The sequence below is a fragment of the Bradyrhizobium campsiandrae genome (assembly GCF_014529705.1).
Lineage (GTDB): Bacteria > Pseudomonadota > Alphaproteobacteria > Rhizobiales > Xanthobacteraceae > Bradyrhizobium > Bradyrhizobium campsiandrae.
The window spans coordinates 122,601-135,296 of sequence record NZ_JAANIH010000018.1; the positions used below are offsets into that span (position 1 = coordinate 122,601).

11 protein-coding genes are annotated in these 12,696 nt (G+C 64.3%); 6 read left to right on the top strand and 5 right to left on the bottom strand.

What is annotated here, in order from left to right; translation table 11 throughout:
• Positions 1-106 precede the first annotated feature (106 nt).
• Complete coding sequence (locus G8O24_RS15875) at positions 107-1,417, top strand: ActS/PrrB/RegB family redox-sensitive histidine kinase (protein WP_188100766.1); 1,311 nt, start codon at positions 107-109, stop codon at positions 1,415-1,417.
• 103 nt (positions 1,418-1,520) lie between these two features.
• Positions 1,521-2,075 carry an ActR/PrrA/RegA family redox response regulator transcription factor gene (locus tag G8O24_RS15880; protein WP_283815554.1) on the top strand — a complete coding sequence of 185 codons (555 nt, stop codon included), beginning with the start codon at positions 1,521-1,523 and terminating at the stop codon, positions 2,073-2,075.
• Between the two features lie 125 nt (positions 2,076-2,200).
• Here G8O24_RS15880 and G8O24_RS15885 read toward each other — a convergent pair whose 3' ends face one another.
• Entirely contained in the window at positions 2,201-2,692 is a 492-nt protein-coding gene (locus tag G8O24_RS15885) for an MmcB family DNA repair protein (protein ID WP_188100770.1), read from the bottom strand.
• A gap of 233 nt (positions 2,693-2,925) precedes the next feature.
• On the opposite strand from G8O24_RS15885, the gene G8O24_RS15890 reads away from it, so the two are divergent.
• The gene (locus G8O24_RS15890) at positions 2,926-4,626 is read left to right on the top strand and encodes an alpha-amylase family protein (RefSeq protein ID WP_188100772.1); all 1,701 of its coding nucleotides are present in this window, start codon (positions 2,926-2,928) and stop codon (positions 4,624-4,626) included.
• Positions 4,627-4,779: 153 nt separating this feature from the next.
• Here the strand turns inward: G8O24_RS15890 and G8O24_RS15895 are convergent, their stop codons facing one another.
• Entirely contained in the window at positions 4,780-6,381 is a 1,602-nt protein-coding gene (locus G8O24_RS15895; protein WP_188100774.1) for an alpha-amylase family glycosyl hydrolase, read from the bottom strand.
• 162 nt (positions 6,382-6,543) lie between these two features.
• Between G8O24_RS15895 and G8O24_RS15900 the strand changes: the two genes are divergently transcribed.
• Positions 6,544-7,227 carry an MBL fold metallo-hydrolase gene (locus G8O24_RS15900; RefSeq protein WP_188100776.1) on the top strand — a complete coding sequence of 228 codons (684 nt, stop codon included), beginning with the start codon at positions 6,544-6,546 and terminating at the stop codon, positions 7,225-7,227.
• A gap of 2 nt (positions 7,228-7,229) precedes the next feature.
• On the opposite strand, the gene G8O24_RS15905 is transcribed toward G8O24_RS15900, so the two are convergent.
• Positions 7,230-7,598 carry a winged helix-turn-helix transcriptional regulator gene (locus G8O24_RS15905; RefSeq protein ID WP_188100778.1) on the bottom strand — a complete coding sequence of 123 codons (369 nt, stop codon included), beginning with the start codon at positions 7,596-7,598 and terminating at the stop codon, positions 7,230-7,232.
• Positions 7,599-7,730: 132 nt separating this feature from the next.
• Here G8O24_RS15905 and G8O24_RS15910 point away from each other — a divergent pair, with 132 nt between their 5' ends.
• Entirely contained in the window at positions 7,731-8,057 is a 327-nt protein-coding gene (locus G8O24_RS15910; RefSeq protein WP_244645869.1) for a hypothetical protein, read from the top strand.
• Positions 8,058-8,059: 2 nt separating this feature from the next.
• Here G8O24_RS15910 and G8O24_RS15915 read toward each other — a convergent pair whose 3' ends face one another.
• Together G8O24_RS15915 and G8O24_RS15920 are read right to left on the bottom strand one after the other, a co-directional pair.
• Positions 8,060-9,220 carry an extracellular catalytic domain type 1 short-chain-length polyhydroxyalkanoate depolymerase gene (locus G8O24_RS15915; RefSeq protein WP_188100782.1) on the bottom strand — a complete coding sequence of 387 codons (1,161 nt, stop codon included), beginning with the start codon at positions 9,218-9,220 and terminating at the stop codon, positions 8,060-8,062.
• A 141-nt stretch (positions 9,221-9,361) separates the two neighbouring features.
• Positions 9,362-10,774: an MFS transporter gene (locus G8O24_RS15920; RefSeq protein ID WP_188100784.1), complete on the bottom strand. Its 1,413-nt coding sequence runs from the start codon at positions 10,772-10,774 to the stop codon at positions 9,362-9,364.
• Between the two features lie 151 nt (positions 10,775-10,925).
• Here G8O24_RS15920 and sthA point away from each other — a divergent pair, with 151 nt between their 5' ends.
• Positions 10,926-12,317 carry a Si-specific NAD(P)(+) transhydrogenase gene (gene sthA, locus G8O24_RS15925; RefSeq protein ID WP_188100786.1) on the top strand — a complete coding sequence of 464 codons (1,392 nt, stop codon included), beginning with the start codon at positions 10,926-10,928 and terminating at the stop codon, positions 12,315-12,317.
• Positions 12,318-12,696 lie beyond the last annotated feature (379 nt).

Sequence of the window (12,696 nt, forward strand, 5' to 3'; positions counted from 1 at the left end):
GGAGCGCAAGACTTGATTAACTTGATGAAAACGGCTCGTACCCAGACCTCATGTGCGGGCCCGGCGTGTTTGTGATCGGACACGTGCACCGCTAGATTGGCCTGATATGACCGAGTCCGCCGCTTCCGACTTCCGCCCGTCGCAACGACACATCCGCCTGGACACCATCCTGCGGCTGCGCTGGCTCGCGGTGCTCGGCCAGCTCGCCGCAATCTTCATCGTCGCGCAGGGACTCGAATTCGACGTCGAGATCGTCCCCTGCGTCAGCATCATCGGCCTGTCGGCCATGCTCAATCTGGTGCTCCAGACCGCGGTCAATCCGATGCGGCGGCTCGAGCCGATCCACGCCGCCGCGCTGCTGGCACTGAACATCGTGGAACTGGCCGGGTTGTTGTTTTTTACCGGCGGATTGCAGAACCCGTTCTCGTTCCTGTTCCTCGCGCCGGTCCTGATCTCGGCCACGGCGTTGCCGGCCAGGCTAACCTTCGGCCTCGGTATTCTGGCCGTGGCCTGCGCCTCGATCCTGTTCTTCGTTCATTTCCCGCTGCCCTGGGACTCCGAAGATCCCGTGGTGCTGCCGCCGATCTATCTCGTCGGTGTCTGGCTTTCGATTGTGCTCGCGATCGGCGTCACCAGCCTCTACTCATTCCAGGTAACGGAGGAGGCGCGCAAGCTTGCCGACGCCCTGGCCGCGACCGAGCTGGTGCTGACACGCGAGCAGCACCTGACGCAGCTCGACGGCCTCGCTGCCGCCGCCGCGCACGAGCTCGGCACGCCGCTTGCGACCATCTTCCTGATCTCGCGCGAGCTCGAGAAGACCGTGAAGGACCCGAGCTTCGCCGCCGACCTCAAGACCTTGCGCGAACAGACGCAGCGCTGCCGCGACATCCTGAGCAAGATCACCCAGCTCTCCTCGACCGGCGCACCGTTCGACCGCATGAAACTGTCGGAGCTGATCGAGGAGGTGGTGGCGCCGCATCGCGATTTCGGCGTCGAGATCAAGGTGCGCATTGCGGTTGCCGCAACGACCGAGCCGGTCGGCTCGCGCAATCCGGCGGTGCTCTACGGCGTCGGCAACATCATCGAGAATGCCGTCGACTTCGCCCACACTACCGTGGAGGTGAACGCGTGGTGGAACAACGAAACCATCGAGATCGTGATTTCCGACGACGGTCCGGGCATTCCGCCCGATCTCATGAACCGTATCGGCGAGCCTTATCTGTCGCGGCGGCGCGCCCAGGACGCCGGCGGCGGGCTCGGACTCGGCGTGTTCATCGCACGCACGCTGCTGGAACGCACCGGCGCCAAGGTCTCGTTTACCAACCGGACCTTTCCGGAACACGGTGCCGTGGTGCAGATCGCATGGCCGCGCGAGCGATTTGAGGCTATCGAGAGCCTAGAAGAAACAATAGGATAGGGCGCGACCTTGCGTCGCACATGCGGCCCGATCGACTATTGGCGGCCTTGGCACCGCCTGATTGCGAGGCCATATGTAGATGCGCAGGAGAGAGGACGAAACCTTGAACGCCATCACTGAGCTGAACGAACAGACCGACCGCTCGCTTCTCATCGTCGAAGACGACAAGCCGTTCCTGGAGCGCCTGTCGCGCGCCATGGAGACACGCGGCTTTGCGGTGACGTCATGTGACACTGTTACGGATGGTCTGGCGCAGATCGGCAAGTCCGCGCCCGCCTTTGCCGTGGTCGATCTTCGCCTCGGCGACGGCAACGGTCTCGACGTCGTCTCCGCGCTGAAGAAGAAGCGCCCCGAAGCCCGCGCCATCGTGCTGACCGGCTATGGCAACATCGCCACCGCCGTCACCGCGGTGAAGATGGGCGCGATCGATTATCTCTCCAAGCCCGCCGATGCCGACGACGTCGTCGCCGCGCTGCTCTCGACCAACGCCGAGAAGTCCGAGCTGCCGGCGAACCCGATGTCGGCCGATCGCGTGCGCTGGGAGCACATCCAGCGCATCTACGAGATGTGCAACCGCAACGTCTCGGAAACGGCGCGCAGGCTCAATATGCACCGGCGTACCTTGCAGCGCATCCTGGCGAAGCGCGCGCCGAGGTAACGGTGCCGTAGGGGGGGCAAAGGCGCGCAGCGCCGTGCCCACGTCTTCTCTCCGAATTTCACCGATGGGTTTGGTGGGCACGCTTTCGCTTTGCCCACCCTACGGCACCTGCGTTCGCGGCGCCGCTATTCCCAGAAATCCGCGTGGCCCTGCGGATCGACCAGGCGGTTGATCCGAAGCGCCGCTGCCATGCCGAACCGCACCGTCATCTGCTTGCGCGTCGGCGCAGGCAGCTTGTGCTCGGGCGCTTCGCAATGCATGTGCGCGCCATAGGCATCGGCGATGATCAGACCGGTGCCTTCAGGAAAGATCTCGCACGGCAGATCCTGCGTGAAGGCGAAGAACAGCCGATCGCAATGGGCGCGGTATTCGTGCCATTTCTGGTCGGCGCGCAGATCCTCGACCGACGACTTGATCTCGACGATCCAGATCTCGCCACGCTCGTTCAGCGCCACCAGATCGGCGCGCCGGCCCGACGGCAGCGGCAATTCGCTGATGCAGGAAAAGCCGAGCGAGCGCAACAGCCGCGCCGTGCCGCGCGCAACGGCAAGCGCTGTCTCCGACTGGCGGCGGTCGGGCGGTGGAACGAGGGCGATGTTGCGGGCGGGATTTTCCATGGCAGGGAGATTAGCCGATTCCGTCCTCAGTGTCGTCCCGGCGAAGGCCGGGACCCACGGGAGGTCGTTTGGCGAAAACTCGTCGTTGGGTACTTCTACCTGTTGCATCGATAAATCACGCGGTATGGGTCCCGGCCTTCGCCGGGACGACCAGGAGGCGGAACCTCCCCTCCTTCCCGCACTTATCACGCAGCCGCCGCACCCCTCGGCGGGAGCATCGAGGCTGCGCGCGCATGATCGACGATCTCTGGTACAAGAACGCCATCATCTATTGCCTCTCGGTCGGCACCTATATGGATGCCGACGGCGACGGCGTCGGCGATTTCAAGGGGCTGTTGCGCCGGCTCGATTATCTGCACGGGCTCGGCATCACCACGATCTGGCTGATGCCGTTCCAGACCTCGCCCGGCCGCGACGACGGCTACGACATCGCCGACTATTACAGCGTCGATTCCCGCTACGGCACGCTGGGCGATTTCGTCGAGTTCACCCATGGCTGCAAGCAGCGCGGCATCCGCGTCATCATCGACCTCGTGGTCAACCACACCTCCGACCAGCATCACTGGTTCAAGGAAGCGCGGCGCGACAAAAACTCGCCCTATCGCGACTGGTACGTGTGGTCGGACAAGAAGCCTGCCAATGCCAACAAGGGCATGGTGTTTCCCGGCGTGCAGAAATCGACCTGGACGCGCGACAAGGAGGCGGGAGCGTATTACTTCCACCGCTTCTACGATTTCCAGCCCGATCTCAACACGTCGAACCCGCAGGTGCAGGCGGAGATCCTGAAGATCATGGGCTTCTGGATCCAGCTCGGCGTCTCCGGCTTTCGCATGGACGCGGTGCCGTTTGTCATTGCGACCAAGGGCGCGAACGTAAAGAGGCCGACCGAGCAATACGACATGCTGCGCACGTTCCGCGAATTCCTGCAGTGGCGCGAAGGCGACGCCATCATCCTGGCCGAAGCCAATGTGCTGCCAAACACCGACATGGAATATTTCGGCCGCGATGCCGACCGCATGCACATGATGTTCAACTTTCACGTCAACCAGCATCTGTTCTATGCGCTCGCCTCCGGCGATTCGCGCCCGCTGGCGAAGGCCCTGAAGGCAACCAAGCCACGACCGGCCTCGGCGCAATGGGGGCTGTTCCTGCGCAATCACGACGAGCTCGACCTCGGACGGCTCACCAAGGCGCAGCGTGACACCGTGTTCAACGCTTTCGGCCCGGACAAGGACATGCAGCTCTATGACCGGGGTATCCGCCGCCGCCTCGCGCCGATGCTGGGCGGCGACCGCCGGCGGCTGGAGCTTGCCTACAGCCTGATGTGCACGCTGCCGGGAACGCCGGTGATCCGCTATGGCGACGAAATCGCGATGGGCGATGATCTCTCACTGCCCGAGCGCAATTGCGCGCGCACGCCGATGCAATGGTCGACCGAGCCGCATGGCGGCTTCACCAAGAGCGACAGGCCAGCCATTCCCGTCATCGACAAGGGACCGTACGGCTACCAGCACGTCAATGTCGCCAAGCAGCGGCGCGATCCCAATTCGATGCTGAACTGGACCGAGCGCATCGTGCGCATGCGAAAGGAAGTGCCCGAGATCGGCTGGGGCGATTTCGCCATCATTGCAACGCGCGATCCCGCCGTGTTCATCATCCGCTACGACTGGCGCAACAATTCCGTGCTGTTCGTGCATAATCTCGACGAGAAGCCGCGCGAGATTGCGTTCGCGGTCGGATTGCCTGATGATGCCGGTGCGCAGCTGATCAACCTGCTCGCCGAAGACCACAGCCACGCCGACAAGCGCGGCCAGCACCGCGTCGTGCTGGAGCCCTATGGCTACCGCTGGTACCGGGTCGGCGGGCTGGATTATCTGCTGAAGCGGAGCGATGTGGATGGAGGTGCAGCGCGGGGGAAGAAGCATCCGGGGTGACCCGATGCAGCCGTTTGCTCCGCTATTTCAGCGACCGTCGTTGCGAGCGCAGCGAAGAAATCCAGAGTCCTTCCGCGGAGGCAGCCTGGATTGCTTCGCTGCGCTCGCAATGACCGTGAGACAGTGTCGACCCTCTCCGCCGCTTCGTGACGGCTAGGCAGGCACCACCACCACCACGCCCTCATTCCCCCGCAGATCCAGCACGCCCTCCAACTTCTCGCCTTCGCGATCCAGGAACGTCGACAGCACGATCTCGCTGCCGAACTTGATCGCGCTCGTCGTCACGGCGATCGGCTCGGAGCCGAGATTGAGCGCGACGACGAGCGCCCTGCCCTCGGCCTCGCGGCGATAGATCAGGAGATCGCCCTGGGCCGCGATCGGGTGATAGTCGCCGGCAACCAGGGCCGGTGAGCTCTTCCGCAAGGCGATCAGGCGCTTGTAAAGGCTGAGAATCGAGCGCGTATCGGCGTCGAGATTGACGACGTTCTCGCGGACATGATCCTCCGGCAGCGGCAGCCACGGCTTTCCTTCCGAGAAGCCGGAGAAATGCGATGCGTCCCACTGCATCGGCGTGCGGCAGCCGTCGCGACCGACGCCGATGCCGGGCAAGTTCTTCTCGAAGGGATCTCTGATATCCTCCGGCGCGACCGCGAGCTGATGCATGCCGATCTCGTCGCCGTAGTAGAGCGTCGGCGTGCCGCGCAGGGTCAGGAGCAGCATGGCGGCGATTCGGGCCTGCTCGGGCCCGACGCGGCTGGCGATGCGCGGGCGGTCGTGGTTGCCGAGCACCCAATTCGGCCAGGCGCCTTTCGGCAGCGCCTTCTCGTAATCGTCGATGATCTTCTCGATCGAGCGCGCGCTCCAGAAGGTCGAGAGCAGCGCGAAGTTGAACGGCATCTGCGCGCCGGTGAGGTCGTTGCCGTAATAGGCCATCAGACGGTGCAGCGGCAGGTAGATCTCGCCGATCAGGACGCGCGCCGCATAGGCATCCGTCACGCGCCGCATCTCGGCGATGACGTCGTGCACTTCCGGCTGATCGGTCGAATATTGCGTCAGGATCTTCTCGTTCGGCGGCCGGCCTTCGACATAACGCGGGTTGGGCGGATTGTCGCGAAACCCGGCATCCTTGATCAGGTGCCAGATCACGTCGACGCGAAAGCCGTCGACGCCCTTCTCGAGCCAGAACCGCATCACGTCGTAGATCGCCGCGCGAACGTCCGGATTGCGCCAGTTGAGGTCCGGCTGCTGGGCGAGGAAGGCGTGGTAGTAATATTGCCCCGTCGCCGCGTCGAAAGCCCAGGCGCTGCCGCCGAACTCGGACAGCCAGTTGTTCGGCACGCCGCCATCGCCCGCGGGGTCGCGCCAGATGTACCAGTCACGCTTGGGATTGTCGCGCGAGGCGCGGCTCTCGATGAACCAGGGATGCTGGTCGGAGGTGTGGTTCGGGACGAGGTCGAGGATCAGCTTCAATCCGTTGTCATGCGCCGCCGCGAGCAGCGCATCGAAATCCGCCATCGTGCCGAACAAGGGATCGATGCCGGCATAGTCGGAGATGTCGTAGCCGAAATCGGCCATCGGCGAGGGGAAGATCGGAGACAGCCAGATCGCATCGACGCCTAGCGATTTCACGTAAGGCAGCCGCCGCAAAATGCCGGCAAGATCGCCGACGCCGTCGCCGTTCGAGTCCTGAAACGAGCGCGGATAGATCTGGTAGAAGATGCCGTCGCGCCACCAATTGTCGTTGTCGTGAGCCATGCCGAAGACCACCCAAATCTGCCGCCTTGCGCGGGAGAACGCGACAGCAACGCCCCGGTTCAAATTGGCAGGCCAATTGGGACGGCGGTGTGACAACTGTTCCGGGGCGGCGGGGACGAATCTTTTGCTTGGCGGCCCGGCAAAAATCGGCAATGTGAAGCCATGACCGAGCAAAACGACACCAGAGCCAAATCCGAGGCGACAAAGGCCGGCGCGATCATCGTTCCCGTGACGCTGTTCGAGCAGAACTGCACCATCATCTGGGATGAGCCCAGCAAGAAGGCCGTGGTGATCGACCCCGGCGGCGACGTGCCGAAGATCCTGGACGCAATCAAGCAGACCGGCGTCACGGTGGAGAAGATCTGGCTCACCCACGGCCATATCGACCATGTCGGCGGCGCGGCGGACCTGCGCGATGCGCTCAAGGTGCCGATCGAGGGCCCGCATGTCGCGGACAAGTTCCTGCTCGACAACGTCGTGGAGAGCGGCGCGCGCTTCGGCATGACCGGCGTGCGCAATTTCGAGCCGGACCGCTGGCTCGAGGAGGGCGACACGGTGTCGATCGGCGGCCTCTCGTTCGACATCCTGCACTGCCCCGGCCACTCGCCCGGCAGCGTGGTGTTCTTCAACAAGGATCTGCGCTTTGCCCATGTCGGCGATGTCCTGTTTGCGGGCTCGGTCGGGCGCACCGATCTTCCCGGCGGCAGTCACGCCACGTTGATCAACTCGATTCTGACCAAGCTGCTGCCGCTCGGCGACGATGTCGGCTTCATCTGCGGCCATGGCGCGGGCTCGAGCATCGGCCAGGAGCGGATGACCAACCCGTTCATCACCGGCGAGATGTAGGTTTACTCGGCGGCGTCCGAGAACGACGCCGCTTCGCCCAAATTGCGTTCGCCCCATTCGCGGATGGCCGCGACCACAGGCACGAAGCTCTTGCCCTTGCGGGTGAGGCGATATTCGACCTTCGGCGGCACCTCGCCAAAATCCTTGCGGTCGATCAGGCCGCTCGCGGTCAGCGCCTTCAATTCGCGGCTGAGCACGCGCGGGGTGATCTCGGCGCTGCCCGAGGCGCCGCGGAGCAGGCCGCTGCGGATCTCGCCATAGCGGCGCGGGCCGTCCTTGAGGTCCCAGACGATGCGCAGCTTGTATTTGCCGCTGATCATCTTCTGAAAGGCCGCGACGGGACAGCCGCGTGCGGGGACTGCCTTCGGCATGACGTCTCCTCCTGACGACGGACCGAGGATAGGAGCGCCGCCGAAAAAGTCCATGCTATCAATTTTGTCCGTACTTGCAGGATCGCGCCAAGGCCGCAGATGATGGTGCACATGACGAACAGGGAGCGTCACATGAAGCACTTCATGATCAAATACGAATTCAGGAACGGCGCGACGGAAGCTTCGACGGACGCTTCGACGGACGCCTGGCACCAGGAGATCGGCCGCTTCATCAAGGCGATCGACGCCGATCCGGAGCTGAAGGGACGGATCGGCTATCGCGTCCTGAAGAACCGCGACGACGGCCATTACTTCCATCTCGCCAGCGCCGCCGACGATGCCGCGCAAAAGACGCTGCAATCGCGCGATTTCTTCAAGCACTACCAGGCGATGACGCGACAGGTCTCCGGCGGCGAGGTGACGGTGACGCCGATCGAGCTGATCGATCAGACGGCCTGAACCTACTTCATCAATCCCGCAGCCGTCAGCGCGCGGGTGATGATCTGGCCGAGATCGAAGCCGCGGGATGCCTCGCGCTTCGGCTCGGCCGTCTCTTCGGCGGCCTTGGCCCGGATCGAGCGGGCAAGATGCGGCGCAGATGGGCGCGTTTCGGCCTTCTTCGCATCCTGGATCCAGCCCGTGAGGCCGAAGAATTTTGCGATGTGGTAGGACGACGAAATCCCGGCCTCGATCAGGAACGCCCCCTCGACGCCGTAACGCTGGTCGTTGTCGGCGAGCCCCAATGGCGTGCCGTGCGCCATGCCTGTGATGGCGTAGGACTCGACCATGGTCTCGCCGTCCTTGTTCCACCAGGCCTGGCGCGGATAGCCGTCGACATTGGTCTCGGCCATCGGCGTCATCGGCAGATCGTGCAAATCGAGCCACTGCTTGACGATCTCATTGGCATTGCCGGGATTGACGGTGCGGTCGGCGCTGCCGTGCCACACCGAAACCTTCGGCCACGGCCCGCGATGGTTCGAGGCCCGGCGCACGAAATCGCCGAGCTCGCGCTCGGGCCGCGCGGGGGAATGAAACATGCCGTCCAGCGCTTCGCGCAGATTCGCGGCGATGCCGTAAGGAAGTCCCGCGATGATCGCGCCGGCCGCGAAGACTTCCGGATAGGTCGCAAGCATCACCGAGGTCATGCCGCCGCCGGCAGACAGGCCGGTGATGAAGATGCGCTTGGGATCGACGCGATGCGTCTGCACCATATGCGCAATCATCTCGCGGATCGAACGCGCCTCGCCGCTGTCGCGCACGGTGTCTTCCGGATTGAACCAGTTGAAGCAGGTGTTGCCGTTGTTGATTCGCTGCTGCTCGGGCATCACCAGCGCAAAGCCGTAGTGACGTGCGAGCGTCGACCAGCCCGCGCCGAGATCGTAACTTGCCGCGGTCTGGCCGCAGCCATGCAGCACGACGACGAGCGCGCGCGGCTTCTGCAGTTGCGCCGGCACGAAGGCGAACATGCGCAAGGCGCCGGGATTGTCGCCGAACCCGGTGACTTCCCGCAGCGGGCTGGAGCTGTCGGCGCTCGCGCCGAAATCGGGCAGGCGCAGACCGTCCATGCCTCGATCCAGTCTTGGCAGGCGTCTCAACAGATCGACATTGCGGGCTAGCGACACGGCAGATTCCTGGTGGGCGAGTCTCAACGTTTACCCAGACCAGATAGTTGCTGCAGTGCAAAATGAAAAGACCGTGTGCTTTCAACCGGCCCGAAATCGCGCAAATTCCCGCAGGAATCCGCACGTATTAACCGCACTGCCTCAACTTCGTGCAGTCGCGCGACGCATCCATGACAGGAATGCGGCGCAGATCATGATTAACGCCGCAAACAGCGCGAGAGCGACCACAAAACCTGCGCGCGCTGATTGCAACGATTCGATCGCGAAGAACGCCGCGCCGATTGCGGCCACTCCGGCCGCATTTCCGATCTGCGCCGTCGTGCCGTACATGCCGGCCGCCGAGCCGGCCGCGACAGGCTTCACCGTCGAGAGCACCGCGCCTGACAGCGGCGCCATCACCAGCCCCTGGCCGTAGCCGAAGACGATCATGACGAGCGCCAGCATCACCGGGGTCGGCGCATCGACCAGGCCGGCAACAAGCCCCAGCGCGGCGAGGCCCGCGATCTGCAGCGCGCAGCCTTCGATCAAGACCATGGTGCCGCGATGCCTCGCGCGGACGCCGCTGTGGCGGGAAGCCGCGACGAAAGCGAGCGCGAGCGGAATGAAGGCAAGGCCTGCGGCAAGCGGCGCGATCTTCAGGCCGCGCTGCATGAACAGCGTCATCACCAGATAGAACGAGAGATTGGCGACGAAGAAAAAGTACGCAGCGCCGAGCCCGCGCAGGAAGGCGGCGTCCGCCAGCAGCGTCAGATCGATCAGCGGCATGCCGCCGGCGCGCGCGACCGCGTGCTCGAGCCGCACAAAGGCGAACAGGATCACGCCGCCGAACGCCATCACCGCCCACAGCGACGGCGCCCAACCGACATCGTGACCAAACAACAGCGGGCCGATCAGGCACAACAGGCCGGCGAACAGGACCACGCTGCCCTTGATATCGAGCTTGGTGCCGGCCCGGCGCGGCGCGGTCGGCATGATGCGCCAGGCGGCAATAGTGATGACGAGGCCGCAGGGCACGTTGACGAAGAACACCGAACGCCAGCCGGCATGCGCAAGGTCGATCGTGACCAGCAGGCCGCCGAGCAGAAAGCCCGCGGCCCCCGCCAGCCCGAGCACGATGCCGTAGATGCCGAAGGCGCGGCTGCGGGTCTCGTCGGTGAAGAGCAGATGCAGCGTCGCCAGCACCTGCGGCACCATCAGCGCGGCGGCCGCGCCCTGCGCCAGCCGGGCGATGATCAGCTCCATGCCTGAAAGCGCAAGGCCGCACCACAGCGAGGTCGCCGTGAAGCCGAGCACGCCAGCGAGAAAGACGTTTCGGGTGCCGTAGATGTCGCCGAGCCGGCCGCCGGTGACGACCAGCGTCGCATAGGCGATCAGATAGATCGCGATGACGGATTCGATCTGCGCCGGCGAGGCATGCAGGTCGACCGCGATGGTCGGGATGGCGACGTTCACGATGAAGGCATCGACGCCGAACATGAACTGCGCGGCGACGACGATCGCCAGCACCCACCAGCGGCGGGTCGAATCGACGGGCTTTGTGACGGTTTGATGCATTTTCGCGCGAGCCTACGGCGATTTATTTGCGCGCAAAACTCGCAGATCGGCGCGACCGGAGCGATTACCTCGGAGGTTAAGAGTTGCCGCGCTGGCCCGATTGCTGCATGTCGGTTCCTACTGATTTTGCGAGGGTTTGGAAGCAGATCCGATGTACGATTACGACATGGTGGTGATCGGCTCGGGCCCGTCCGGGCGCCGGGCCGCGGTGCAATGCGCCAAGCTCGGCAAGGCCGTGCTGGTGGTGGAGAAGGGCCGGCGGGTCGGCGGCGTCTCCGTTCACACCGGCACGATCCCTTCGAAGACGCTGCGCGAAACCGTTCTCAACCTCTCCGGCTGGCGCGAGCGCGGCTTTTACGGCCGCTCCTACCGGGTGAAGCAAGACATCGCGGCGAGCGATTTGATGACCCGCCTGCAGAAGACGCTCGACCACGAGGTCGAGGTGCTCGAGCATCAGTTCAGCCGCAACCTGGTACGCACCGCCAATGGCGAGGCGCGCCTGGTCTCGCCCCACGAGGTCGAGATCACGAGCTCGATCGGCGAGACCAAGGTGGTGTCCGCCGCCTTCATCCTGATCGCCTGCGGCACGCGCCCGTTCCGCCCCGACTACGTCCCGTTCGACGGCACCAGCGTGCTCGACAGTGACGAGATCATCGAGCTGCCGAAACTGCCGCGGAGCCTCGCCGTGATCGGCGCCGGCGTAATCGGCGTCGAATACGCCACCATCTTCAGCGCGCTCGACGTGCCCGTGACCCTGATCGAGCCGCGGCCGACCTTCCTCGATTTCATCGACAAGGAATTGATCGACGAGTTCATGCACGAGCTGCGCGACCGCAATGTCGCGCTGCGGCTCGGCTCGAAGGTGACCTCGATCGAGAAGACGGCTCAGGGCGGCATCGTCACGCATCTGTCGGACGGGCGCCACGTCACCACCGAGATGCTGCTGTTCGCGGCGGGCCGCGTCGGTGCCACCGACCGGCTCAATCTGGAGGCTGCCGGCATCGACGTCGATCATCGCGGCCGCATCAAGGTCGATCCCGTGACTTTGCAGACCAGCGTGCCGCACATCTATGCGGCAGGCGACGTGATCGGCTTTCCGAGCCTTGCCTCGACCTCGATGGAGCAGGGCCGCGTCGCCGCCTGCCATGCGCTCGGCATGGAGCCCCTGGCGCCGCCGGAGTTCTTTCCCTACGGCATCTATTCGGTGCCGGAGATCTCGACCGCGGGCCTCACGGAAGAAGAGGTGCGCACGCGCGGCATTCCCTACGAGGTCGGCATCGCCCGCTTCCGCGAGACCTCGCGCGGCCACATCATGGGGCTGAACAGCGGCATGATGAAGATGATCTTCTCGACCAAGACGCGGCGGCTGCTCGGCGTGCACATCCTCGGCGAAGGCGCCACCGAGCTGATCCATATCGGCCAGGCCGTGCTGAATCTCAAAGGCGGAATCGATTATTTCATCCAGAACACCTTCAACTACCCGACGCTGGCGGAAGCCTACAAGATCGCCGGGCTGGATGCGTGGAACAGGATGACGCGGTAGTCTTTCTTCACCTCGCCCCGCTTGCGGGGAGAGGTCGGAATTCAAACGCAGTTTGAATTCCGGGTGAGGGGGACTCTCCGCGAGTCGTCTGCCCTTGATGAAACGCTCTCGACGCGTCATTGCGAGCGCAGCGAAGCAATCCAGAGTCTTTCCGCGGAGGGATTCCGGATTGCTTCGCTGCGCTCGCAATGACGGCGCTGTCCTGGAAGCCCAATTAGCCCCGTCCCCGCGGAGACTCCCCCTCACCCTGACCCTCTCCCCGCAAGCGGGGAGAGGTGAAAGAGGCAGCGTCGGCACATGGCTGCATTCCGCTACGCGGGACATCGCGCGATTGCGTTCGTGCCATTCGGCACGTAGCCTTGCACCTTCAACAAACAGA